The sequence below is a fragment of the Pseudomonas baltica genome, assembly GCF_031880315.1.
Classification (GTDB): domain Bacteria; phylum Pseudomonadota; class Gammaproteobacteria; order Pseudomonadales; family Pseudomonadaceae; genus Aquipseudomonas.
The window spans coordinates 638,710-663,661 of sequence record NZ_CP134771.1 but is presented as its reverse complement, the minus strand read 5'-3'; the positions used below and the strand labels follow the sequence as shown (position 1 = coordinate 663,661).

Annotated in this window: 16 protein-coding genes; 2 read left to right on the top strand and 14 right to left on the bottom strand. The window is 63.4% G+C overall.

Features of this window, described 5'->3' with window-relative positions:
• Nucleotides 1-124: 124 nt before the first annotated feature.
• From REH34_RS02975 to REH34_RS02965, 3 genes are all read right to left on the bottom strand, one after another.
• A complete protein-coding gene (locus tag REH34_RS02975; protein ID WP_311970691.1) occupies nucleotides 125-3,064 on the bottom strand; it encodes a DUF6543 domain-containing protein in 2,940 nt (979 codons plus the stop codon).
• 111 nt (nucleotides 3,065-3,175) lie between these two features.
• Nucleotides 3,176-4,792 carry an acyl-CoA synthetase gene (locus tag REH34_RS02970; RefSeq protein ID WP_311970690.1) on the bottom strand — a complete coding sequence of 539 codons (1,617 nt, stop codon included), beginning with the start codon at nucleotides 4,790-4,792 and terminating at the stop codon, nucleotides 3,176-3,178.
• A gap of 175 nt (nucleotides 4,793-4,967) precedes the next feature.
• The gene (locus REH34_RS02965; RefSeq protein ID WP_311970688.1) at nucleotides 4,968-5,696 is read right to left on the bottom strand and encodes a DUF4198 domain-containing protein; all 729 of its coding nucleotides are present in this window, start codon (nucleotides 5,694-5,696) and stop codon (nucleotides 4,968-4,970) included.
• Nucleotides 5,697-5,975: 279 nt separating this feature from the next.
• On the opposite strand from REH34_RS02965, the gene REH34_RS02960 reads away from it, so the two are divergent.
• Complete coding sequence (locus REH34_RS02960; protein WP_409373236.1) at nucleotides 5,976-7,076, top strand: glycerophosphodiester phosphodiesterase; 1,101 nt, start codon at nucleotides 5,976-5,978, stop codon at nucleotides 7,074-7,076.
• Nucleotides 7,077-7,246: 170 nt separating this feature from the next.
• Here the strand turns inward: REH34_RS02960 and prpF are convergent, their stop codons facing one another.
• The 11 genes from prpF to glgX form a co-directional block, all read right to left on the bottom strand.
• Nucleotides 7,247-8,434: a 2-methylaconitate cis-trans isomerase PrpF gene (gene prpF, locus REH34_RS02955; RefSeq protein WP_311970687.1), complete on the bottom strand. Its 1,188-nt coding sequence runs from the start codon at nucleotides 8,432-8,434 to the stop codon at nucleotides 7,247-7,249.
• 134 nt (nucleotides 8,435-8,568) lie between these two features.
• The gene (gene acnD, locus REH34_RS02950; RefSeq protein WP_311970686.1) at nucleotides 8,569-11,163 is read right to left on the bottom strand and encodes a Fe/S-dependent 2-methylisocitrate dehydratase AcnD; all 2,595 of its coding nucleotides are present in this window, start codon (nucleotides 11,161-11,163) and stop codon (nucleotides 8,569-8,571) included.
• Nucleotides 11,164-11,414: 251 nt separating this feature from the next.
• A complete protein-coding gene (prpC, locus tag REH34_RS02945) occupies nucleotides 11,415-12,542 on the bottom strand; it encodes a 2-methylcitrate synthase (protein ID WP_311970685.1) in 1,128 nt (375 codons plus the stop codon).
• A 66-nt stretch (nucleotides 12,543-12,608) separates the two neighbouring features.
• Nucleotides 12,609-13,499 (bottom strand): methylisocitrate lyase, encoded by an 891-nt coding sequence (gene prpB / locus REH34_RS02940; protein WP_311970684.1) that lies wholly within the window; start codon nucleotides 13,497-13,499, stop codon nucleotides 12,609-12,611.
• On the bottom strand, nucleotides 13,496-14,206 hold the full coding sequence (locus REH34_RS02935) for a GntR family transcriptional regulator (RefSeq protein ID WP_311970683.1): 711 nt from the start codon (nucleotides 14,204-14,206) through the stop codon (nucleotides 13,496-13,498). The genes prpB and REH34_RS02935 overlap by 4 nt, the downstream gene beginning before the upstream one ends.
• A 100-nt stretch (nucleotides 14,207-14,306) precedes the next feature.
• Nucleotides 14,307-15,710, bottom strand: coding sequence for an MFS transporter (locus tag REH34_RS02930; RefSeq protein ID WP_311970681.1), 1,404 nt, complete (start codon nucleotides 15,708-15,710; stop codon nucleotides 14,307-14,309).
• A 246-nt stretch (nucleotides 15,711-15,956) separates the two neighbouring features.
• Complete coding sequence (locus REH34_RS02925) at nucleotides 15,957-16,910, bottom strand: 2-hydroxyacid dehydrogenase (RefSeq protein ID WP_226504747.1); 954 nt, start codon at nucleotides 16,908-16,910, stop codon at nucleotides 15,957-15,959.
• Between the two features lie 57 nt (nucleotides 16,911-16,967).
• Nucleotides 16,968-18,389, bottom strand: coding sequence for a sodium:solute symporter family protein (locus REH34_RS02920; protein WP_226504746.1), 1,422 nt, complete (start codon nucleotides 18,387-18,389; stop codon nucleotides 16,968-16,970).
• Between the two features lie 126 nt (nucleotides 18,390-18,515).
• A complete protein-coding gene (gene gudD, locus REH34_RS02915) occupies nucleotides 18,516-19,868 on the bottom strand; it encodes a glucarate dehydratase (RefSeq protein WP_311970680.1) in 1,353 nt (450 codons plus the stop codon).
• 202 nt (nucleotides 19,869-20,070) lie between these two features.
• Entirely contained in the window at nucleotides 20,071-21,114 is a 1,044-nt protein-coding gene (locus tag REH34_RS02910; RefSeq protein ID WP_311970679.1) for a LacI family DNA-binding transcriptional regulator, read from the bottom strand.
• Between the two features lie 155 nt (nucleotides 21,115-21,269).
• Nucleotides 21,270-23,456, bottom strand: coding sequence for a glycogen debranching protein GlgX (gene glgX, locus REH34_RS02905; protein ID WP_226504904.1), 2,187 nt, complete (start codon nucleotides 23,454-23,456; stop codon nucleotides 21,270-21,272).
• A 349-nt stretch (nucleotides 23,457-23,805) separates the two neighbouring features.
• Here glgX and REH34_RS02900 point away from each other — a divergent pair, with 349 nt between their 5' ends.
• The gene (locus REH34_RS02900) at nucleotides 23,806-24,921 is read left to right on the top strand and encodes a Gfo/Idh/MocA family oxidoreductase (RefSeq protein ID WP_311972035.1); all 1,116 of its coding nucleotides are present in this window, start codon (nucleotides 23,806-23,808) and stop codon (nucleotides 24,919-24,921) included.
• Nucleotides 24,922-24,952 lie beyond the last annotated feature (31 nt).

The window sequence follows — 24,952 nt, the reverse complement described above, 5'->3', positions numbered from 1 at the left end:
GGCACAGCTCGCAGAACAACTAGCTTGTGGTTTGCCAATAAGGGTGAGTGGCATCCAGGGTAGGTCGGCCCCGGGACTCGCATCAGTCTTCTTCTGCCCAGGTTCTGAGGGTATGCGCGGCCATTCACGGCAGCTCCAGCCAAGGACTGCTGATGCCTGTCTGCTTGACCATGATCTGCCAGCGTCGATCATTTGGGTCGCGCCGCAACAACACCGTCGCGGGGCGCAATACATCACCGCTTTGCGCTAATAGCAGTCGGTAGCGCCCCCGTACCAGGCTTTTACGCACCTCGTAGAAGCGCTCTCCCAGTTGCACGAATCGCTGATGGTCCCGTGTTGCCATGCCCCGGCGATTGACGTTCAGACCCTCGGGGGCGGGTTGCAATCGCGCCTCGGTGAGTAGTCTGCGCAGATCCGGCTGGGTGCCTTGCCAATACAGATCCGAGACGATTTCGTAGTGGCCTGCCGCGTTCTTGCGCACTTGCGGGGGATGATTCGCTTCGGGGTTCCGGGCATCGATGATGTGCCAGTAGTCGCCGTCGAATTCGATCTTGTAGCGCCGCCCGGCGCGGTCTTCTATCAGGTATTCGGCAGCGGCACCGTCTTCGCCGAGGGTTTCATACACCCCCTCGCGATAGATGCCGTCGATGCGGTAACGCAGACGGGTATTTTCCCGCGGCACGGCCATGACGCTGTTGAGCACCGAAGGCGGTTGCAATGGCAGATTGCGGAAGGACCTGGCAAATGTGGGTGAGCCCGCCAGGCTGATGCCGACATCGCCCAGATAAGTGATGCTGCTCATGAAGTGCTGCAGGGCGATATCGCGATCGTGGCGGTTCTCCAGGCCCTCCCACAGGGTGCCAAGCGCCCGCGCCAGTGCCACTTGCAGCGGTACCGGCGCCGGGGCCAGGCTGGCCATCATCTCGAGGACCGAGAGCCCGGCCTGGGTAAAGGCGGTGGCCTCCAGTCTCAGGGTGCTGATGGCCTGGGCCCGGACATCGGCGAGCACCTGCCGGACTTCAGCGTCATAGCAGCGCTCGATGAAGTCGCCATCGATGGCGGCCAATCTCACGTTGGCGCCCCCGCTGGTATTGCTCAGGGTTCGTCTGACTCGTGCTTGCTCGCCCAGGCTGGCCCTGTTGACCAGATAATCCAGCAGGATCGGCGTGCTGGCGAACGCGCGTAAAAATTCCGCACGGCTGGCGAACTCGCGCCAACTGCGCCGATCGGGAGCGGCAGGCGTGTAGACCACGACATTGGACGGCGCATGCGGCTGCGTCGCGGTGATGACCAGCACCCCGTTGAGGGTTGCCTCTTGAACCAGCAGTTGATTGACCGCCAGTTGCTCGGACCGTTGCAGCGACTGGCGTTGGTGGGCAACCGGGTGATTCAGCACGGCGCAGGCCCAGGCGAAGCCCCGTTGCTGTGGATGGGCGAGAAATCGCCCGCTGGCATTGCCCTTGTAGGCTTCATAGCGCATGCGCGCCAGGGCCAGATGACGGTAGCGCTCGCGCCGCCATTGCGCATCGCTGTCACGCAGCAGCCGTTGCTCCAGAAACTCCGCGTAGGTACTGCCCAGGCTGAGCTGGCGCACGAGGGTTTTCACCCGGCCAGCGGTCAGCCCGCGCGGGGCGGGTGCGCCGTCGATGGTGACCCGCGCCGTCAGGATAAAATCAAGGTCGAGCAGGCTGACATTCTCGAGCGCCAGGACCGCCAGGCTGCGGCGGTGCGTGATGAGGCTGACCGACTCTCCTGTCTTGTCTCGCAGTACGCCGGCGATGTAGCTACTGGGTTGCAGTGGATGCAGGAGGGCGCCGGTACGCACCGCTTTGGTGGTGGCGATCATCACATGATGGGGGTCGACGTCGATAGCCAATTCGATACGGATGCGTTGGCGCAGTTGGGTAGCGGCGTAGCGCAGCAATTCTTTGCGCTGGCTGAACCGATTGACGCTGGGCAGTGCCGGGGTGCGCGCCAGGGTCATGGCCAGGATCAACTCGCGAATGGCCTGCATGGCATCGATCTTGTGCGCTTCGGCGGTGTTCTTGAACCAGGGGAGCATGTGCCGGGCCAGCAACAAGGCATAGCGCGTTTGCAGTGCGCCACGGCGATGCAGCAGCTGCGCCAGGTCCGAGCTTTTATTGAGGTGCTGTTCGAGGGTCGCCAGGTCGGCGTTCGACGGCCGATTATCCCAGGCCTGACGCAGTTGGCGCAGATGCCATTCGCGCAGGTCGCGGGCGATGGTTATGGCCAGTGCGCCCTGGAGAGTTTCGAACGTCAGGGCATCGGCCTGATAGGCCTGGTGACGTTGGGCGGTGGTCAACGGCGCCAGCAGGGCGCCGCCTTGACGTGGGTCGTCCAGGCGTTCGCTGAACTCGCGTTCGAGGCGGGCCAAGGACGCGAAGCGTTCGAAGCCGAACGCCAGGCTGTGCAGCAAGATGGCCGGGGCGCTGTCGTCACCGATGACGAAGATCCCCGGCAGGGCCAGGCTCGATTGCTCAGGCCCGCAGAGCTGTGTCCCGGATAGCTCAGTCTCGGTCGTCAGGTGCAGTTGTTTGATCCAAACGCCATCGGTAGTGCCTGCCAGCGCCCGGTGCATCAGCGCGATGCTGTCGGGTTCCAGGGTGTGATCTTCACGGCGCAGTTCCAGTTGCACGCGCCAACGCTGTTGCAGCTCCGCAGCCAGGCCTTGCAGTGCGGTCAACTGCGTGCCTGGCCAGCGCGCGGTTTTCCAGAAGCCGACGGCATGGTCCACGGCAGTGAACGGCAGTTGGCCGGCCAATTGCCTGATACCGTCGAGCAGGTGTTGGTGACTGGGTTCGGGTAATGGGGTGCCGTCAGCCTGCAGGATCGTCGCATCGTCTTGCAGCTCGCCATTGAGTCGGGCGATCACCGCCTCGGGCAGGGTCCGCAGGCCGATGTGCAGCGTGGTGGTATCCAGCCTCGGCAGCCGGTCGGCGATGCGTTTGGCAACGAGCTTGCTCAGGGACTGGGTGCTTGCCCACTGGGCATGCAGCGCTTGATCCAGGGCTTCGAGTTGTTCCAGGGGGCCGGTGGCGCTCATGTCGGTGTACCGCTTGAGAAAGGGACGCCGAGCCTAGGGCCGAGCCAGCTTTCTCAAGGGGTAGATGGTTACCGCCACGGCCCGCGGATTGCCACCGCAACGCCACTTGGTTTATTGCAGCTTCTTGGCCTCCTCGCGCAGCACGTACTTCTGGATCTTGCCGGTGGAGGTTTTTGGCAGCACGGTGAACACCACGGTTTTCGGCGCCTTGAAGCTGGCCAGGTGTTCGCGCACGAAGAGAATGATCTGCTCGGCGGTGGCGCTGTGGTTGTCCTTGAGGGTGACGAACGCGCAGGGCGTTTCGCCCCATTTGTCGTCTGGGCGCGCGACCACGGCCGCTTCCAGCACCGCCGGGTGACGGTAGAGCACGCTCTCGACCTCGATGGTAGAGATGTTCTCGCCGCCGGAGATGATGATGTCCTTGAGCCGGTCGCGGACCTCGACGTAGCCATCCGGGTGCCACACGGCCAGGTCGCCGGTATGGAACCAGTCGCCGGCGAAGGCCTCGGCCGTGGCTTGCTCGTTGCCCAGGTAGCCTTTCATCACCGTGTTGCCGCGCATGAAAATCTCGCCGAGGGTTTTGCCGTCCTGGGGCACGGCGAGGCCTGTGTCGGCATCGGCGACCATCAGCCCTTCGAGGGTCGCATAGCGCACGCCCTGACGGGCCTTGAGGCGGGCGCGTTCATCGGCGCTGTGTTGGTCCCAGTCCGAGTGCCAGGCGCAGACGGTCACCGGGCCGTAGGTTTCGGTCAGGCCATAGGCGTGGGTGACCTGCACGTTCATGGCTTCGACCGAGGCGATCACCCGCGCCGGTGGCGCCGCACCCGCCGTCATGACTGCCACAGGGTGCTCGAAGGGCGTGGTGTCCGGCGCATTGGCCAGTGCGTTGAGCACCACCGGCGCACCGCAGAAGTGGCTGACGCGGTGTTCGCGGATCAACTCGATGATCTTGACCGGGTCGACCCTGCGCAAAAACACGTGGGTGCCGGCCTGGGCGGTGATGGTCCAGGGGTAGCACCAACCGTTGCAGTGGAACATCGGCAAGGTCCACAGGTACACCGGATGGTGCGCCATGCCCCATGCCATTTGGTTGCCGACGGCGTTGAGGAACGCGCCGCGGTGGTGATAGACCACGCCCTTGGGGTTGCCCGTGGTGCCGGAGGTGTAGTTGAGCGAGATGGCATCCCATTCGTCCGCAGGCCAGGCCCAGGCGAAATCGGGGTCGCCGCTTTCCAGCAGCGCTTCGTAGTCGAGGTCCGATACGGGCTCGCCTTGGGGGTATTCAGGGTCGTTGACGTCGATCACCAGCGGTGGGTTGTCGAGCTGGGCCAACGCGGCGCGGATCACTGTGGCGAACTCGCGGTCGACCAGCAATGCCTTGGCTTCGCCGTGGCGCAGCATATAGGCGATGGCCGTAGCGTCGAGGCGGATGTTGAGGGTATTGAGTACCGCACCCAGCATGGGCACGCCGAAATGCGCTTCGAGCATCGGCGGGATGTTCGGCAGCATGGTCGCCACGGTGTCGCCAGGGCCGATGCCGTGGGTGGCGAGGGCAGCGGCCAGGCGCCGGCAGCGCGCGTAGGTCTGCGCCCAGGTACGGCGTAGCGAGCCATGAATGACCGCGAGGTGATCGGGGTAGGTGTGGGCGGTTCGCTCGATGAAACTGAGCGGGGTGAGGGCCACGTGATTGACTGGCCCTTTGGCCAGGCCTTGCGTGTAGATCGACATGCGGGCACCTGTGGCGTTTGTTAGCTCTGTAGTGCACGGCGTCTGGGCCGGGCATCGGGTGTGCAAGGCGAACTATGCCACGGTAATGCGGCGCTGGACAGTCGGCGAAAGGCAGCCGTTATCGCTACCTGATGCAGCGAGGGGGCAAGCCTCCACGCTGCAGCAAAAGCCGGTATCACTCGTGCTCGGGCGTACCGATGAAGGTCAACGAAGTGAAGTAGCTGTTCTTGTTGACATCGGCATCCTTGGCCACCTCCTGCGAGGTATAGGCGGCGATGATGTTGAGTCCGTCGTTGCGCACCGGGATGGACGCGCGGCCTTCGGCGTCGGTCTTGGCCGACACGGTGTGCGGTGCGCCGCGAAAATCACCCATCAGCGACACGTCCTTGACCGGCTTGCCGTCGAGCAGCACCTGCACAGGCAACTCTTTGCCCACGCCGACGTGCAGCGGATCGACCTGAGGCACGATCACGAAGTGTACGTCCTTGGGCACTACGATCTTGGCTTTCTCCTCATGGATGGCCAGGCTGTAGCGCACGCTGCGCAGGGCATCGAGGGCGCCAGGGACATCGCGCTTGCCCTGCGCGACCCAGGTCTTGTCCGGTTTTTGCGCCCACAGGCCGCCGTCCATGACCACGAACAGGGTGGCAGCCTCGCTCGCGGGTTTGAGTCGGGCGTGGTCGGCCTGGGGATCGATGCTCACGGCGATTGCCTTGCCGGCCGGGTCATAGGCCCAGGCGCTTTTGACCTGTTCGGCCTGGTAGGCGTCATCTTCGGCGCCATCGCCGAACACCACCTCGATATGACCGCGGCGTTCTTCGGTCCACAGGCCATGGGCGCAGGCATTGGCGCTGATGAATACGCCGAGGGCAGCGGCGAGCAGTGTTTTGGGCAGGTGACGCATTGGGCAGATCCTTGAGTGATGGCAGGGTAGGGGTCATACGAAGGCGCTGCGAGGGGGCCGATGGATGCTCGGCTCGAAGCCCTGAGCGTCTGAAATCCAGAATATACAGATGCATATCATTCGTATTTGCGCATCCTAACGGCAACTGCAAGTGGGCTGCTTGCCCACGCTGTTTCAGGATGTTTCCCCGGATTACCCTGGGTACATTTGTCTGTAATCTTCGGCACCGACTATGGTCGTCCTCGAACCACAAAAACTACCCACGCAGGAGCGTCGCTATTGTCCAGCTGGCACAAAACCCTATTGATCAGCGCGTTGTCGCTGGCCCTCGCTACCACCACCGTGTACGCCGCGCCATCACCGGGCGAGGCGCTGGCCAAGGCGGCAGGCATTCCCTGGCCGGCCGTGATCGCCCACCGTGGGGCGTCGTTCGATGCGCCGGAATCGACCCGCGCGTCCTATCTGCTGGCTCGCGAGCTGGGTGCCGATTACCTGGAAATGGACCTGCAGCGTACCCGCGACGGCCAGTTGATCGCGCTGCACGACACCAACCTCAAGCGCACCACCGATATCGGCCAGAAGTTTCCCGAGCGCAAGGACCAGCCCGTCAGTCAGTTCACGCTGGCCGAGCTGCGCACCCTGGATGCCGGCAGCTGGTTCAACCAGGCCTATCCGCAACGTGCGCGCGCCAGCTACGCGGGGCTGAAGATTCTCACTCTCGACGAGATCATCGATATCGCCGAGCAGACCCCGCAGCATCGCCCCGGCCTGTACATCGAGACCAAGGCACCGCAGCTGTTTCCGGGGATCGAAAAAGACCTTCACGCCAAGCTCCAGCAGCGCGGCTGGATCACCGCCAATGGCGATGTCGCCAGCGGTCATCACCTGATCCTGCAGACCTTCGAGCGCAACAGCCTGACGCTGCTCGATCAGTACATGCACAAGGTGCCGAAGATTCTGCTGCTGTGGGTCGGCGAGGGCGGTATGGAGCCGGCGTCGGACAAGGCTTTCGATGCCACCACAGGCCAGACCAAGGCCGCCTATTACGCCCAGCAACAACCCAAGGACCACGCCGAGTTCGAGCGCTGGATCGACTTTGCCAAGGCCAACGGCGCTGCCGGCACCGGCCCCTCGGCGGCCCTCACTCAAGGCGGCGACCAGAGCTACATGGACCTGGTGCAACCCTGGATGAATAAACTCACCCACGACAAAGGCCTGCTCGTGCACGTGTACACGGTGGATGATCCGGTGGATTACAAGAAAGTCATGGAGGCCGGTGCCGACGGCATCTTCACCAACCGTGCCAGCGAGTTGCTGAAGTTCTACAAGCGCCCGGCGACGCGGTCGGTGGCGGAAATCTTGAAGGAGCAGGGGTATTGAGTTGTCTGTAGTGTTGGCGAAGGGGCGGAACATGCGGCGAAGACTTTCCCGCAACACGCCCTGAAAGCAACAAGAGAACGGGGCCGCACTGGTTCGTTTCGATAGCCCGGCAGTAGGCTGGCTGCCGACGCTCTCTTGACAGCGTTACTCTGTAGCGAGAAGGCAGCGGATCAGCCCGGAATTCGCACCCAGCCTTCCATCAACACCCGCGCGCTACGGCTCATGATCGCCTTGGTTACCACCCACTGGCCCTTCTCGAGCCGGGCCTCGGCGCCGACGCGCAGGGTGCCGGACGGATGACCGAAGCGCACCGCCGTGCGCTCGACTCCCCCGGCGGCGAGGTTGACCAGCGTGCCCGGAATCGCCGCCGCCGTGCCGATGGCCACAGCCGCCGTGCCCATCATCGCGTGATGCAGCTTGCCCATGGACAGCGCCCGAACCAACAGGTCGATGTCACTCGCCGCCACGGCCTTGCCACTGGAGGCGACATAGTTCGCGGGTGGCGCGACGAACGCGACCTTGGGCGTGTGCTGGCGGGTGACGGCTTCGTCCAGGTGCTTGATCAGCCCCATGCGCAGGGCGCCATAGGCCCGCACGGTCTCGAACATGGCCAGGGCCTTGGGGTCGCTGTTGATTGCGTCCTGCAGCTCGGTACCGGTGTAGCCCAGCGCCTGCGCGTCGATGAAGATGGTCGGGATGCCAGCGTCGATCAGGGTCGCGCGGAAGGTGCCCACGCCCGGGACTTCAAGGTCATCGACCAGGTTGCCGGTAGGGAACATGGCGCCGCCGCCGCCGCCGTCGCCTTCATCGGCGGCCGGGTCGAGAAATTCCAGCTGCACTTCGGCGGCCGGGAAAGTCACGCCGTCGAGCTCGAAATCACCGGTTTCCTGGACCTGCCCGGCGGTGATCGGCACATGGGCGATGATGGTCTTGGCGATGTTGACCTGCCAGATACGGACAGTGGCGATGCCGTTTTCGGGGATGCGTTCAGGGTCGATCAGGCCGTTGGCGATGGCGAACGGACCCACCGCAGCAGAGAGATTGCCGCAATTGCCGCTCCAGTCGACGAAGGCCGAATCGATGGACACCTGGCCGAATTGGTAATCGACGTCGAAGCCGGGGCGCTGGCTGCGCGAGATGATCACCGTCTTGCTGGTGCTGGAGGTAGCGCCGCCCATGCCGTCGATCTGCTTGGCATAGGGGTCGGGGCTGCCGATGACTCGCAACAGCAGCGCGTCGCGGGCGGGGCCGTGTACCTGGGCCGCAGCGGGCAGGTCTTCGAGCTTGAAGAACACCCCCTTGCTGGTACCGCCACGCAGGTAGGTGGCAGGGATACGGAGTTGCGGTGGATGGGGCATGGTGATTGTCTCCGAATAAGGCTTGGGATAGCGGTGTTGCTACCGGCCCCTTCGCGGGCAAGCCTTGCTCCCACGGGCGTGCACCTGTGGGAGCAAGGCTTGCCCGCGAAAGGGCCCTTGCAGGCGCGACAAAATCACGCCACCGCCGACGACTCTAGAAAGTCCTGAGCGAAGCGCTGCAACACACCACCCGCTTCATAGATCGAGACCTCCTCGGCGGTGTCCAGGCGGCAGGTCACCGGCACATCCAGGCGCTCGCCGTTGCGTCGCGTCAGTACCAGGGTCAGGGTCGCTCCCGGCGTGCGATTGCCGATCACGTCAAAGGTCTCGGTACCGTCGATGGCCAGCGTATGGCGATCGGTGCCCGGCTGGAACTCCAGCGGCAGCACGCCCATGCCCACCAGGTTGGTGCGGTGAATGCGCTCGAAGCCTTCTGCGGCAATCGCTTCCACTCCCGCCAGCCTGACGCCCTTGGCGGCCCAATCGCGCGAAGAGCCCTGGCCATAGTCGGCGCCAGCGATGATGATCAGCGGCTGCTTGCGCGCCATGTAGGTTTCGATCGCTTCCCACATGCGCATCACCTGGCCCTCCGGCTCGACCCTGGCCAGCGAGCCCTGCTTGACCTTGCCGTTCTCGACCACCATCTCGTTGAACAGCTTGGGGTTGGCGAAAGTAGCGCGCTGGGCGGTCAAGTGATCGCCACGATGGGTGGCGTAGGAGTTGAAGTCTTCTTCGGGCAAGCCCATTTTCGCCAGGTACTCACCCGCAGCGCTGTCGAGCATGATTGCGTTGGACGGCGACAGGTGATCGGTGGTGATGTTGTCCGGCAGCACCGCCAGCGGGCGCATGCCGGTCAGGCTGCGCACGCCGGCCAACGCGCCTTCCCAGTAAGGCGGGCGACGGATGTAGGTGCTCATCTCGCGCCACGCATACAACGGTGCGACCTTGGGGCCGGTGTCTTCATGGATGGCGAACATCGGGATATAGACTTGCCGAAACTGCTCGGGCTTGACCGACGACTTGACCACCGCGTCGATCTCTTCGTCGCTGGGCCAGATGTCCTTGAGACGAATCTCGTTGCCGTGGGTGTCGACGCCCAACACGTCCTTCTCGATATCGAAACGGATGGTCCCGGCAATCGCGTAGGCTACCACCAGCGGCGGCGAAGCGAGGAACGCCTGCTTGGCATAGGGATGGATGCGCCCGTCGAAATTGCGGTTACCCGAGAGCACGGCGGTGGCGTACAGGTCGCGGTCGATGATCTCCTGCTGGATGACCGGGTCGAGCGCGCCCGACATACCGTTGCAGGTGGTGCAGGCGAAGGCCACGATACCGAACCCTAACTGCTCCAGCTCAGTGGTCAGGCCGGCTTCGTCGAGGTACAACGCCACGGTTTTCGAGCCGGGCGCCAGCGAGGACTTGACCCATGGCTTGCGCGTCAGGCCCAGGCGATTGGCGTTGCGCGCAATCAGCCCGGCGGCGATGACGTTGCGCGGGTTGCTGGTGTTGGTGCAACTGGTGATCGCCGCGATGATCACCGCGCCATCGGGCATCTGCCCGGGGACCTCATCCCAATGCCCGGCAATGCCCTTGGCCGCGAGCTCGGTGGTGGCCAGGCGTGCGTGGGGGTTGCTGGGGCCGGCCATGTTGCGCACCACGCTGGACAGGTCGAAGCGCAGCACCCGCTCGTACTCGGCGCTGGCCAGGCTGTCGGCCCACAGGCCGGTGAGGCGCGCGTATTGCTCAACCAACTGCACTTGCTGGTCTTCACGGCCGGTGAGCTTGAGGTAGTCGATGGTCTGTTGGTCGATGTAGAACATCGCCGCCGTAGCGCCGTACTCCGGGGCCATGTTGGAGATGGTTGCGCGATCGCCCAGGGTCAGCGCCGACGCACCCGCGCCGTAAAATTCGAGCCAGGCGCCCACCACTTTTTGCTGGCGCAGGTACTGGGTCAGCGCCAGCACCATATCGGTGGCGGTGATCCCCGGTTGCAGTTTGCCGCTCAACTCGACGCCGATGATGTCCGGCAGGCGCATCCACGAGGCGCGGCCGAGCATCACGCTTTCGGCTTCGAGGCCACCGACACCGATGGCGATGACCCCCAGTGCATCGACATGGGGCGTATGGCTGTCGGTACCGACGCAGGTGTCGGGGAACACTACCCCTTCGCGTGCCTGGATCACCGGCGACATTTTCTCCAGGTTGATCTGGTGCATGATGCCGTTGCCGGGCGGGATCACGTCGACGTTCTTGAAGGCCTTCTTGGTCCAGTTGATGAAGTGGAAGCGGTCTTCGTTGCGGCGGTCCTCGATGGCGCGGTTCTTCTCGAAGGCGTCGGGGTCGAAGCCGCCGCTTTCCACGGCCAGGGAGTGGTCGACGATCAGTTGCGTGGGCACCACCGGGTTGACCTGCGCCGGGTCGCCGCCTTGATCGGCGATGGCGTCACGCAGGCCGGCGAGGTCGACGAGAGCAGTCTGGCCGAGGATGTCGTGGCACACCACGCGTGCCGGGTACCAAGGGAAATCCAGATCGCGCTTGCGCTCGATGAGTTGGCTCAGGGAGGCAGTGAGCGCGGCCGGATCGCAGCGCCGCACCAGATTTTCGGCGAGCACTCGCGAGGTATAGGGCAGGGTGGCGTAGGCGCCTGGCTGGATTGCGTCGACTGCCGCGCGGGCGTCGAAGAAGTCCAGGGGGGTGCCGGGAAGGTTGGTGCGGTACTCAGTGTTCATGGTCTGGGACTCGCTCACGGTAATTGGGCTGGGCTCTTGTGGGTGGCCCTGGTCTGTTGGTGGGGATAGCTGCTGGCCTCTTCCACAGGGTGTGCGCTCGGCGCCTGTATTTGTTGCTGTCAGTACCGGTCTCTTCGCCGCCGAACGCGCAACCTTGCTCCTACAGGTGTACGACGCTGGATCTGTGTGCACTGTGGGAGCAAGGCTTGCCCGCGAAGGCATCCGTAAGGACGCCATCGCCGCCGGCTAGCTCACCGCTCGCCAATCGGCACATAGCTGCGTTGGTCAACCCCGGTGTACTCGGCACTCGGGCGGATGATGCGGTTGTTGGCGCGCTGTTCGAACACGTGCGCCGCCCAGCCGGTCAGCCGCGAGCAGACGAAGATCGGCGTGAACAGCGGGGTAGGAATACCCATGAAGTGATAGGCCGAGGCGTGATAGAAGTCGGCGTTGGGGAACAGTTTCTTCTGCTCCCACATGGTCTTGTCGATGGCCTCGGACACCGGGTAGATGACCGTGTCACCGACCTCGGTGGCGAGTTTTTTCGACCACACCTTGATCACCTCGTTACGCGGGTCGGACTCTTTATAGATGGCATGGCCGAAACCCATGATCTTGTCCTTGCGGGCAAGCATGGCCAAGGTACCGCTCACGGCTTCGTCCGCCGACGAGAATTTCTCGATCATCGCCATCGCCGCTTCGTTGGCGCCGCCATGCAAAGGCCCGCGCAAGGTGCCGATGGCGCCCGTGATGCAGGAGTGCAGGTCGGACAGGGTCGAGGCGCAGACCCGCGCGGTGAAGGTCGAGGCGTTGAACTCGTGTTCGGCGTAAAGAATCAGCGACACGTCCATGACCTTGCGGTGCAGCTCGCTCGGTGCCTTGCCATGCAGCAGGTGCAGGAAGTGGCCGCCGATGGAGGGTTCGCCGGTGTCGCAGTCGATGCGCTTGCCGTGGTGGCTGAACTGGTACCAGTAGCACATGATCGCCGGGAACAGGGCCAACAATCGGTCGGTGGCGTCCCGTTGCTGTTCGAACGAGGTCTCTGGCTCGAGGTTGCCGAGGAACGACGCGCCGGTGCGCATCACGTCCATCGGATGGGCGTCGGCGGGGATGCGCTCCAGCACTTCCTTGAGTGCGGTGGGCAGTTCGCGCAAGGCGCCGAGCTTGTTCAGGTAGGCGTCGAGCTCGGCCTGGGTCGGCAGCTCGCCGTACAGCAACAGGTAGGCGACTTCCTCGAAACGCGCGTGCTCTGCCAGCTCGCGAACGTCGTAACCACGGTAGGTCAAGCCGGCACCCGCCTGGCCCACGGTGGACAGGGCGGTCTGCCCGGCGACCTGGCCGCGCAGGCCAGCTCCGCTCAATACTTTCGCTTCGGCCATGAGTTTTTCTCCAATCTTGTTGTTATGCGTCTCAGTACTGCGCGCCTTCAGGCAGGCGCACCACGGTCAGGCTTTTTTCTGCGCGAACAACGCATCGAGTTTTTGCTCGAACACGTGGTAATCGATGGCGTCGTACAGCTCCATGCGCGTCTGCATGGTGTCGATGACGTTCTTTTGCGTGCCATCGCGACGCAGCGCCGTGTAGACGTTTTCCGCCGCCTTGTTCATCGCCCGGAACGCCGACAGCGGGTACAGCACCAGCGACACATCGGCGCTGCGCAATTCATCGACGGTGTACAGCGGCGTGGCGCCGAACTCGGTGATGTTGGCCAGGATCGGCGCCTTCACTCGGGCGGCGAACAGCTTGTACATGTCCAGTTCGGTGATCGCCTCGGGGAACACCATGTCAGCACCGGCTTCGATGCACGCGGCGGCGCGTTCCAGTGCGGATTCCAGGCCTTCCACCGCCAGCGCATCGGTGCGCGCCATGATCACGAAGCTGTCATCGGTACGCGCATCCACAGCCGCCTTGATGCGGTCGACCATCTCCTGCTGGGTGACGATCTCCTTGTTGGGGCGATGGCCGCAGCGCTTGGCGCCGACCTGATCTTCGATGTGCATGGCCGCCGCGCCGAACTTGATCATCGACTTGACCGTGCGCGCCACGTTGAACGCCGAGGAGCCAAAGCCGGTATCGACATCCACCAGCAGCGGCAGGTCGCAGACGTCGGTGATGCGTCGCACGTCAGTGAGCACGTCATCCAGGCCACTGATACCCAGGTCCGGCAGGCCCAGCGAGCCTGCCGCGACACCGCCCCCCGACAGGTAGATGGCCTTGAATCCGGCGCGTTTGGCGAGCAGGGCGTGGTTGGCGTTGATGGCACCGACCACCTGCAGTGGGTGTTCGCTGGCAACGGCGTCGCGAAAGCGCTGGCCGGGGCTGTTGGACTGACTCATGACTCACCTCGTAGGCTGTTGTTATGGGCGGCGTCCTGGTAGTGACGCTCGACGTTACGTTTGGATGCAGCGATGTGCCGACGCATCAGCAGCTCGGCCAGCTCCCCGTCGCGGTCGGCAATGGCATCGAGGATGCGATGGTGTTCGGCGAAGGCCTGGCGCGGGCGATTGGGCGTGGCCGAGAAATGAATGCGGTACATGCGCACCAGTTGGTACAGGTCGCCGCACAGCATCTGCGTCAAGGTACGGTTGCCGCTGCCCTGGATGATCTTGTAGTGGAAGTCGAAATCGCCTTCCTGCTGGTAATAGCCGACGCCCGCCTGGAACGCCGCATCGCGCTCATGGGTATCGAGCACGTGGCGCAGCTCGTCGATCTGCACCTGCGTCATGCGCTCGGCTGCCAGACGGCAGGCCATGCCTTCGAGGGATTCGCGGATTTCATACAGCTCGATCAGTTCGGCGCGGTTGAGCGACACCACCCGAGCGCCGACATGGGGCACGCGCACCAGCAGGCGCTGGCCTTCGAGGCGGTGGATGGCCTCGCGCAGGGGGCCGCGGCTGATGCCGTAGGTGCGGGCGAGTTCGGGTTCGGAAATCTTGCTGCCTGGGGCGATCTCGCCACCGACGATGGCCGCCTGGATGCGACGAAAAATGTTTTCCGCCAGAGTGGCCGAGTCGGCGTTGGAGGTTTCGATTGGGTCTGACATTGTCGACACATTATGATTGGACTGCCTCGAATCTAATCATTGGAGGGCTTTCAGTCAAATTAATATGTGCTTGTGTCGACAATCCTTGGTCAGTGCCGTGCTAGCGCTCCCACGCGGGCGCAGCTGAACGGCGGCGTTCTTCGACGCTCAGGTTCGAGCCGCTGCCCACGGCATCGGCCAGGTCGGTGAGATCGCGGCCACGGGTTTCGACCGACAGCCAGGTGCCGATCAGCGTCAGTACCGCCAGCACCAAGGTGTACACCGCCAGCACCCAGTAGGCGCCACCCGTGATCCCGACCAGGAAAATCCCCAGGATCGGCACGATGCCGCCCGATAGCATGGCCCCGACTTCGCGCGACAGCGCTACGCCGGAGTAGCGATAGCGATTGCCGAACAGTTCGGTGAAGTGCGCGCACTGCGCGCCGAGCATACTGTTGGCGCCAGTGGCAAAGCCGCCCACCGTGGCCAGGGTGACCCAGCCTTGCTGGCCGGTATCGATCATCCACCACGCCGGGAAGGCCCACAGTGCGGCGAATATCGCCCCGCCGCGGTACACCTTCAAGCGCCCGATGCGATCCGACAAGGCGCCAAAAAGCGGTGTCGTAAGGATGCTGGCCAGACTCGCCAGCAACACGGCGTTGGTGCCGATGGTGCCCAGGCCGGCACTCCCGTTGGCCATGTGCTGGGAAGCGAAGCTGGTCAGGAAGGCGATCGATACCGTGGTGTAGAGCGTTGACGAGCCCGTTTCGGCCATGCGCATCAGGGTCGTGGCCAGCAGCGGCCGGCGGGCGTTGCGCAGCATCGAGCGCATCGGCGAGGCAATGACATTCTTCGATTCGGCCAGTTGCTTGAACACCGGGCTTTCCTTGAGCGTCAGGCGAATCCAGATGGCCATGACGATCAACACCACGCTGGCCAGAAACGGCAGGCGCCAGCCCCAGGCGATGATTTCTTCTGGGGTGAGCAGCGCCTGCATCACGCGAAAGGTCACGGTGGCCAGGGCCAGGCCGCTGAATATGCCGATAAAGGGCAAGGCCGCATACAGACCGCGGCGCTTGGCGGGGGCCAGCTCGGCCATCAGGGTGGCGGCGCCAGTCTGTTCGGCGCCGGCACCGAAGCCCTGCAGCAGGCGCAGCAGCACCAGCAACACCGCGCCGAGGCTGCCAGTGGGCAGCAGGCCGATGGCGGTGGTGGCCAGGCCCATGAGGCCGATGGTCAACAACAGCACCAGCTTGCGGCCTTTGCGATCGCCCAGCGAACCGAAGAACAATCCGCCGAACGGCCGCGCCAGAAAGCCCGCGCCATAGGTGGCGAAGCTGGCCAGCAGGGCTCCTGTGGTGCCCAGGGAGGGGAAGAAGATATGCCCGAAGACCAGCGCTGAGGCGAGGCCATAGATGGCGAAGTCGTAATATTCCAGGGCGCTGCCGACGGCGCCGGTGAATATGGCGCGGCGCAGTTGCTTGGCATCAGGGGGCGTGACGGCTGGGGTGGCATGAGTGGGCATGACGGGCCTCGCTGTTGTTTTTATAGGCCTGCAAGGCCGAACGACAGTCTGGAACGCATGCAGGCAAGGCCTTCACGCTAGAAGCTGGCTACGATAAGTACCAATGGTAAATGTTCAGTAACCGATAACTGCAGGTTATCAGCGGCCCCTGTGGGAGCGGGCTCTGGCCGCGCAGGCGTCATATCGGCCGCAGCGGGTTCGCCGGCGAACCCGCAAGCCGGCTCCCAGGTGCACACAGCGTATCCGTCAATCAATGACCGGCGTGATCAACGTCCCATCCGCAAAAAACTGCTGCAGATTGGCGAACACCAGATCCGCCATCGCCTGGCGCGTCTCATGGGTGCCGCTGCCGATATGCGGGGCCAGCACCACATTGTCCATGCCGAACAACGCTGGCGGCACATTAGGCTCGTCCTCGAACACGTCCAGCGCCGCACCGGCGATCTCACCGGCCTGCAACGCCGCGATCAGGGCCTTTTCATCCACCACCGAACCGCGCGCGACGTTGATCAGATAGCTGTCCTTGCCGAGCGCCTGCAGAATCTCGCGGTTGACCAGGTGCTGGGTCTGGGCGCCGCCGGGCACGATCAGCACCAGGTAGTCGGAAACCTTGGCCAGTTCCGCCAGATCGCTGTAATGGGTGTAGCTCACATCGCTGTAGGCCTGACCGCGGCGGTAATAGGCGATCTGCATCTCGAACGCCTCGGCGCGCTTGGCGATGGTCTTGCCGATCTTGCCGAGGCCGACGATCCCGCAGGTCTTGCCGGTGAGCTGGCGGCCCAGCGGGAACTTGCCGGTCGGCCAGGCACCCTTGCGCACGAAGCGGTCGGCCTCGGGGATGCGACGGGTCAGGCCCAGCATCAGCGCCAGAGCAGTTTCGGCCACCGCGTTGTTGAGCACGTCCGGGGTGTTGCTGACCGGGATGCCGCGTTCGTTCAGATAGTCGATGTCGATGGGGTCGTAGCCGACACCGAAGCTGGTCACGACTTGCAGGTTGGGCAGGCGCTCGAGCACGTCGATTTCGGTACCAAAGGCGCCGGTGGTGACCACGGCCTTGATCTTGCTGCCGTGGGTATCACCCCAACTGGCCAGATCGGTGATCTCGTTGCGCAGGTGCACGGTGTAGTCACGGCGCAGGTTGGCCATGAGTGAAGGGTTCAATTCGGCCCAGGCCAGTACATCGGCTTTGCTTGCGGTCATGCTTGACTCCGTTGCAGCGGCCCCGACATTGGGGCCGGAATGAATGAACAGCCGGCTTCAGCGGCGAGCGGTGCTCAGCGGTGCCGGGTTTGGCGCCGTGCTGAGTGTAGCGTCTTTGCCCTTGAACAGATGGGCTACGGTCATCGTCAGGATCGGTGCGAACAGGGCGAAGTACGAGCTGTCGATGCCGTAGGGGTTGCCTGCCACGAACCAGCCGATGGTCGAGATCACCGAGAGGATCACGCCGACCAGTGCACCGCGCGGCGTGCCGAACTTCGGTGCATAAAAGCACATCAGTACGATCACCGCGAGGGTGGCACGCAGGGCCTTGCCGAGAAAAGCGATGAGCAGGATCTTGTCGGCGTACAGCGCCAGCACCAGCGGCAGGAAGCCGATGACCACGATGGCGACTTTGACGAAGATCACCGATTTGAGGTCGTTCTTTTCCTTGTTGAAGAAGGGGTCGTAGAAGTCCTTCAGCGCCAGGGTCGCCGAGGCCAGGGTGTTGGCCGAGATACCGCCGAACAGCGCACCGGCCAGGCCGATCACCACCAGGCTGGCGGAGTAGGTGGGCATGTGCGCGATCAGTGCCGGGAAGGCGTCGATGGACTTGATGCCCGGATACAGGAAGGCGCTGCACATGCCGATGGTCGCGGCCATCAGGCCGAACGGGATCATCAGCGACGACACGTAGAAGCAGGCGCGCTTGGAGGTCTTTTCATCCTTGGTGCTGACCAGTGCCTGGATCACGTATTGAGTGGCGAAGATCGAGCCGATGCCGCCGATCATCCACGCCATGATCTGGCCCCAGCCCACGCCGGTGAGGTCGAACATCTTGCTCGGCAGGTTGGCCTGCAGGTTGGCGATGCCGCCGCTGGCCTTGAGGGCGAACACCAGCGCCAGGACGATGCCGATGTACTTGATGGTCGCGTGAATGAAATTGGTGTAGACCACCGAGCGCATGCCGCCCAGGCTCACATAGAACACTGTCACCACGCCCACCAGCAGGATCGCGAGGGTCTTGTCGATGTTCAGCACCGCTGCCAGCACCGCGCCGCCGCTGGCGTACAGCGCCACCGAAACGATGCTCAGCGCGCAGATGGTCAGGATCGAAGCCGCGTAGCGCACGCCTTGGCCGTAGTTCTGCGCGAGGATGCCGGAGATGGTGTTGAGCCCGGTCTCGCGGTACTTCTTCGCCAGAATCAATGCCAGCAGCAAAAAGCCCAAGGCCAGCGCCACCAGGTTCCAGGCGGCCGAGATGCCTGCTTCGAAACCCTTCTGCGCGGTGCCGATGCTCACCGAGCTGCCGATGAATTCGGACAGCAACAGCGCGCCGATCAGGAACGGCGGGAAACTGCGCCCGCCACCGGTGAAGCCGTCGCTGCTCTTGGCGTGTTTGCGCACGCCGTAGCCAATGCACGACATCACCACAAAGTAGCCTGCCGTCAGGGCCAGGATGATCATTATTCTTGTATCCATTGCGGTCTCCTCATTCCAGAGAATGGTCGAACATTGTTATTGGATGGGTGAGGCTTTTTGTAGCGAGGGGGCTTGCCCCGAAAAGCTGATACATCTATCAGGGGCGAGCCCCTCGCTACGGATTTGTCAGCGCACCAGGCACGGGCGCTTGGCGTCGAACTGCCAGTCGGGTACCAGGTACTGCATGGCCACTGCATCGTTGCGTGCGCCCAGGCCCATGCCCTTGTAGGTTTCGTTGGCGGCGGCCAGCGCGTCCCAGTCGAGCTCGATGCCCAGCCCCGGCTTCTTCGGTACCTGCACCAGGCCGCCGTTGATCTGCAACGGCGCTTTGGTCAGGCGCTGGCCGTCCTGCCAGATCCAGTGGGTGTCGATGGCGGTGATCTTGCCCGGCGCGGCCGCCGCCACATGGGTGAACATCGCCAGCGAGATGTCGAAGTGGTTGTTGGAGTGCGAGCCCCAGGTCAGGCCCCATTCGTTGCACATCTGCGCCACCCGTACCGAACCGCGCATCGTCCAGAAGTGCGGATCGGCCAGCGGGATGTCCACCGATTGCAGCTGGATGGCATGGCCCATCTCGCGCCAGTCGGTGGCGATCATGTTGGTAGCGGTGCGCAGGCCCGTGGCGCGGCGGAACTCGGCCATCACTTCACGGCCCGAATAGCCGTTTTCGGCGCCGCACGGGTCTTCGGCGTAGGCCAGCACCTGATGCTGGTCACGGCACAGGCTGATGGCTTCTTTCAGCGACCAGGCGCCGTTAGGATCGAGGGTGATGCGCGCGTCCGGAAAACGCTCGTGCAAGGCCGTTACCGCGTCGATCTCGGCGCCGCCCGCGAGCACGCCACCCTTGAGCTTGAAGTCCTTGAACCCGTAGCGCTGGTAGGCGGCCTCGGCCAATTCGACCACCGCCTCAGGGGTCAGCGCGGTGTGGTGACGGCGGGCGAACCAGGCGTTGTCGGCGTCGTCTTCGCGACGATAGGGCAGGTCGGTACGGCTGCTGTCGCCGACATAGAAGAGATAACCGAGCATCTCCACCGCGTCGCGCTGCTGGCCTTCGCCGAGCAAGGCGGCGACCGGTACGTCGAGGTGCTGGCCGAGCAGATCGAGCAGGGCGGCTTCCAGGGCGGTGACGGCATGGATGGCGATGCGCAGGTCGAACGTCTGCAGGCCGCGGCCACCGACATCACGATCGGCGAACGCCGTGCGGGCCTGTTCGAGGATGTTCTGATAACGGCCGATGGAGGCGCCGAGTACCAGCGGGCGGGCGTCCTCGAGCGTCTTGCGAATGGCCTCGCCGCCGGGCACCTCACCGACGCCGACGTGGCCGGCACTGTCCTTGAGAATCACCACGTTGCGGGTGAAGTAGGGGCCATGGGCGCCGCTAAGGTTCATCAACATGCTGTCGTGGCCAGCCACCGGTACCACGTGCAGTTCGGTGATGACGGGGGTGCCGGTCTGGGTGTGCTGAGTCAGTGAGTTCATTGTTATTAGATGCTCGTCGTTGATATCGAAAGGCGCAGCAGACGTTCGATTGAATATCGTACGTCATCGTACAACTACGAGATAGATAATATACTGATAGCGCTATCATTCAAGGCCGATGGTCAGAATTCTTTTCTGTTGCCTGCGTGCAGTTATCTGTCGCCAAAAACCGTGGCGTCGCTGGCGCCAAGGTTCTTCGACATCAGCTACTGCCCCGATCCTGCAGCACGAACCCGGTATCCACCGCCAAGGCGCGGTTGCACGCTCCATCGGCAAAGCGACCCAACAGCGCTTCGGCCACCTGCAAGCCCATCCGCGCGGGATTGATGCTCACCGTGGACAGCGACGGGTGAGCGAAACTCGCCTCGCTCAAATCGCCAAAACCCACCACCGCCAGTTGCTCGGGCACTCGCAGGCCCCGGCTGGCGGCCTCCGCGAGCACGCCCAGGGCGATGGTGTCGGAGCTGCATAGCACCAGTTGCGGCGGTACTGGCAAGGCGAGCAACTGGCGCAGGCCTTCGCGGCCCAGTTGCCAGGAGGCGGGCAGCGGCATGACCTGCACGGGCACGTCGCTGATTCCGTTTTGCGCCAACTGCCGGACCAACGCCTGGCAGCGTCGATGGCCACGAGGATCGTCGGCGGTGATCACGGCGAAGCGTCGGTAGCCTTTGTTCAGGTAGTGGGTGGCCAGGGCGGTGCCTACCGCTTCGTGAGAAAACCCCACCTGCATGTCCAGCGGCTGGTCGCTCAGGTCCCAGGCTTCGACCACCGGAATGCCGGCACCGACCAGGCGTGCGCGGCTGTTGGGTGTGTGCAGCGAGCCGGTCAGGACGATGCCATCGGGGCGCCGACCGAGAATGGCTTCGAGCAACGCCTGTTCCTTTTCCGGTGAATAGCCGGTGGGCCCCAGCAGCGTCTGATAGCCGGCCTCGGTGAGCCGATCCATGATCGCTTGCACGGTGTTGGCGAACAGCGAGTGGCTGATAGTGGGCAGCAAGATGGCCACCAGGCGGCTTTTGCTCGATGCCAGGCTGCCGGCCAGCAGGTTGGGCACGTAGCCGAGGGTCTGCACCGATTCGAGGACTTTTTCGCGGGTAGTCTGGCTGACCAGTTCCGGGCGGCTGAGGGCGCGCGAGGCGGTCATCGTCGATACCCCGGCATGGCGGGCGACATCGGCGAGCGTCAGGGGGATATCTTGGGAGACGGCGTCGAGAGAAGCCAGTTCGCGTCTGGATTTTTTTACCACGAGGGGTCCTGCTACGGCCACGTTTTGAATCGCATCGTAGCTGCAACAGGCGGTTGGACGCTATGGCTGTGGGAGTAAAGCGTGCTCGCGAAGCAGCTGGAGGAAGCAGCACAGAATCTACGGTGCGGCTAAAGCTCTTTCGCGAGCACAGGGTGTTACGAAGCGCGGCGCTTCTTCTTGCTCACTGCCATTTCGAACAGCAGGGTCGAGCGCCCAGTCACCTGGTAACTGCTGTTGAACTCGAACTTGTCGCCCGCATCCAGATCTGGCTGGTTGGTGTCCAGTTGCAACAGCCAGTGCTGACCTTGCGGCACAGCCGGCAAGACGAAGTCCACCACGTCATAGTGCGCGTTGACAATGATCAGCAACGAGGCGTCACCGCCTGCCTTGCGAATCCCGGTCGGTTGCGCACGGCCGTCGAGCAGTATGCCCATGCAGCGGTTGTTGCCGTCGCTCCATTGCTCGCTGCCCATTTCCTCGCCGCTGGGCTGCAGCCAGGTAACGTCCTTGATGTCCAACTGCTCGTTGTACATCCCGGTAAAGAAGCGATTGCGACGCAGCAGTGGATAACGTTTGCGCAGGTCGATCAAATACCGGGTGAAGTCCTGCAGCTCGGCGCTCTTCTCACTGATCTCCCAGTTGATCCAGCCGATTTCGCTGTCCTGGCAATAAGCGTTGTTGCTGCCACCCTGGGTGCGTGCGAACTCGTCGCCGGCCAGCAGCATCGGCGTGCCCTGAGCCAGGAACAAGGTGGCCAGCAGGTTGCGCATCTGCCGGTAGCGCAGCTCGATGATCTCGGGATCGTCGGTCTCGCCCTCCACGCCGCAGTTCCACGAGCGGTTGTCGGAGTGGCCGTCGCGGTTGTCTTCACCGTTGGCTTCGTTGTGCTTCTCGTTGTACGAGACCAAGTCGTTGAGGGTGAAGCCATCGTGCGCAGTGATGAAGTTCACCGACGAGGACGGCTTGCGGCCTCGCTGGTTGAACTGGTCGCCCGACGCCAGGAGGATCTTGGCGAAATCGCCGATCTGCTCGTCGTCACCTTTCCAGAAAGCGCGCGAGATATCGCGGAACTTGTCATTCCACTCCATCCAGCCGGGCGGGAAGTTCCCCACCTGATAGCCGCCCGGGCCACAGTCCCATGGCTCGGCGATCAGCTTGATGCCGTTGAGCACCGGGTCTTGGCGGCAGGCGTCGAGAAAACCACCGCCTTCGTCAAAACCATGGGGCTCGCGGCCAAGAATGGTCGCCAGGTCGAAGCGGAAACCATCCACGCCCATTTCCTGGGTCCAGTAGCGCAGCGAGTCGGTGACCATCTGCAGCACGCAAGGATGGCTCATGTTGAGCGTATTGCCGGTGCCGGTATCGTTGATGTAGTAGCGCGCATCATCCGGCATCAGGCGATAGTAGTTGGCATTGTCGATGCCTTTGAGCGACAGCGTCGGGCCCATCTCGTTGCCTTCGGCGGTGTGGTTGTAGACCACATCGAGGATCACCTCCAGCCCGGCCTTGTGCATGCGCGAGACCATCACCTTGAACTCGCCGATCGACTGCCCGGCCATGTAGCGCGCGTGAGGGGCGAAGAAGGCCAGGGTGTTGTAGCCCCAGTAGTTGTGCAGGCCCTTTTCCAGCAGATGATTGTCATCGAGGAAATAGTGGATCGGCATCAGCTCGACCGACGTCACGCCCAAGGATTTGATGTAGTCCACCACATCGCTTTCATGGAAGGCCGCAAAGGTGCCGCGCACGTCTTCCGGTACGCCCGGATGCTGTTTGGTGAAGCCGCGCACGTGGGCCTCATAGAAAATGGTCTTGTCCCACGGCACGCTGGGCTTGGGCACGTTGCCCCAGGTGAAGGCCGGATCGATGACCCGGCAGCGGGGCATGAACGGCGCGCTGTCACGCTCGTCGAACGACAAATCGGCATCGGGGTGGCCGATGGTGTAGCCGAACAGCGCGTCATCCCATTGCAGCTCACCGACGATCTGCTTGGCATAGGGGTCGATCAGCAGCTTGTTATGGTTGAAGCGATGACCATTTTTCGGATCGTACGGGCCGTGCACTCGGTAGCCATACAGGGTGCCGGGGCGGGCGTTGGGCAGGTAGCCGTGCCAGATCTCGTTGGTGAATTCGGGCAACTCGATCCGTTCGATTTCTTCCTTGCCCTCGGCGTCGAACAGGCACAGTTCGACCTTGGTGGCGTGGGCGGAAAAGATCGCGAAATTGACCCCCGAGCCGTCCCAGTTGGCACCTAGCGGATAAGGCTGGCCTTCCTGGACTCGCGATTGGGATTTGTTCTGGAAAGCGGTCTCGGCGGCACTCGAAACCCCGCCATCAAGCGTCATCGTGTTCATGGGCATAGCTCTTCAGTCAAATTGAATCGCGGCAAGAAAGCCGCGAACGCCAGGCGGACGCTGCGTGATAGGTAGAGCGCCGGCCGACTCGGACAGTTCAGAAAATTTCATTGGGTCGATGTTTGAAACCGTCGGTGGGTCGAGACAAGGAGCTGTCACCGGCACAGCCTGCATTCCCACGATCCGATTCCTCGGGGGGCCGATATAGTGCTGTAGGTATCGGGGATAATTTTTCTATTTCTTGATGAGTGGGAATTATTATTCTATAAAGACGGCACCCAAAACAAAAATTTCAAAGGTGATCTTCCCCATGGCCGAGCATTCCAACCATAGCCATCCCTTGCCTGAGCTGGGCATCGGGCTCATCGGCACAGGATTCATGGGCCGGGCCCATGCCTTGGCGTTTCGCAACGTCAGCGCGGTATTCGAGCTGCCATTCCAGCTCAAACTGGCGGCGCTGGCCGATGCCGATGCCTCGCGAGCCCGGCAGTGTGCTCAGGCCTGGGGCTTTGCCCAGGCCCACAGCGATTGGCAGCAGTTGATCGACGACCCTGCGGTGGACCTCATCGCGATCACCACGCCCAATCATTTGCATTACCCCATGGCGATGGCTGCTTTGGCCGCCGGCAAACCGGTCTATTGCGAGAAGCCCCTGGCGGTGAGCCTCGAGCAGGCCGAGCAGATGCAACAGGCGGCGCAGCGGGCCGGGGTGGTCACCCGTGTCGGTTACAACTATCAGCACAACCCGATGATCGAGTGGGCGCGTGAGTTGATCCACAGCGGCGAGCTGGGCGAGATCATCAGCTTTCAGGGTGAGTTCAGCGAAGACTTCATGGCTGACGCGCAATCGCCGTGGTCGTGGCGCTGCGAGGCGCAGCATGCCGGCGGCGCACTGGCGGATCTGGGCAGTCATTTGTTGTCCATGGCGCGCTACCTGCTGGGCGATGTCGAAGCGGTGTGCGCCGACACCCACACCGTGCATCGCCAGCGTCCGGCCAGCAAAGGCAGCCTGGAGTTGCGCGATATCGGCGTCGACGATCAGGTCCACGCACTGCTGCGTTTCGCCAGCGGTGCGCGAGGCACTGTCAGCAGCAGTTGGCTCAAGCACGGCTACAAGAACCACCTCAGTTTCGAGATCAGCGGCACTCGGGGCACCTTGGCCTTCGATCAGGAGCGCTTGAACGAACTGCGCCTGTGCCGCGCGGGCGAGGCGGGCTTCCAGCGCCTGCTGGCTGGGCCGCACTTGCCGGGTTACGCCGCGTTCAGCCCGGCGGCAGGGCACCAGTTGGGCTACAACGAACTGAAAACCCTGGAAGTCCATGAATTGATCATGGCCTTGGCGGGGCAGGGCGAGCGAGGCACCGATTTTGCCGGGGCTCTGGCGGTGGAACGGCTGGCGTCGGCGATTCGACTGGCGGCGCAAGAGTCGCGCTGGGTGGTTGTCGAGCAAGCCTGACAAGTCATCCGTGCGTGCGCGCCGCCGAACG

Coding starts and splice junctions, on each gene's coding strand:
- REH34_RS02975 (WP_311970691.1), bottom strand. CDS start 3,064: ATGAGCGCCACCGGCCCCCTGGAACAACTCGAAGCCCTGGATCAAGCG.
- REH34_RS02970 (WP_311970690.1), bottom strand. CDS start 4,792: ATGTCGATCTACACGCAAGGCCTGGCCAAAGGGCCAGTCAATCACGTG.
- REH34_RS02965 (WP_311970688.1), bottom strand. CDS start 5,696: ATGCGTCACCTGCCCAAAACACTGCTCGCCGCTGCCCTCGGCGTATTC.
- prpF (WP_311970687.1), bottom strand. CDS start 8,434: ATGCCCCATCCACCGCAACTCCGTATCCCTGCCACCTACCTGCGTGGC.
- acnD (WP_311970686.1), bottom strand. CDS start 11,163: ATGAACACTGAGTACCGCACCAACCTTCCCGGCACCCCCCTGGACTTC.
- prpC (WP_311970685.1), bottom strand. CDS start 12,542: ATGGCCGAAGCGAAAGTATTGAGCGGAGCTGGCCTGCGCGGCCAGGTC.
- prpB (WP_311970684.1), bottom strand. CDS start 13,499: ATGAGTCAGTCCAACAGCCCCGGCCAGCGCTTTCGCGACGCCGTTGCC.
- REH34_RS02935 (WP_311970683.1), bottom strand. CDS start 14,206: ATGTCAGACCCAATCGAAACCTCCAACGCCGACTCGGCCACTCTGGCG.
- REH34_RS02930 (WP_311970681.1), bottom strand. CDS start 15,710: ATGCCCACTCATGCCACCCCAGCCGTCACGCCCCCTGATGCCAAGCAA.
- REH34_RS02925 (WP_226504747.1), bottom strand. CDS start 16,910: ATGACCGCAAGCAAAGCCGATGTACTGGCCTGGGCCGAATTGAACCCT.
- REH34_RS02920 (WP_226504746.1), bottom strand. CDS start 18,389: ATGGATACAAGAATAATGATCATCCTGGCCCTGACGGCAGGCTACTTT.
- gudD (WP_311970680.1), bottom strand. CDS start 19,868: ATGAACTCACTGACTCAGCACACCCAGACCGGCACCCCCGTCATCACC.
- glgX (WP_226504904.1), bottom strand. CDS start 23,456: ATGACGCTTGATGGCGGGGTTTCGAGTGCCGCCGAGACCGCTTTCCAG.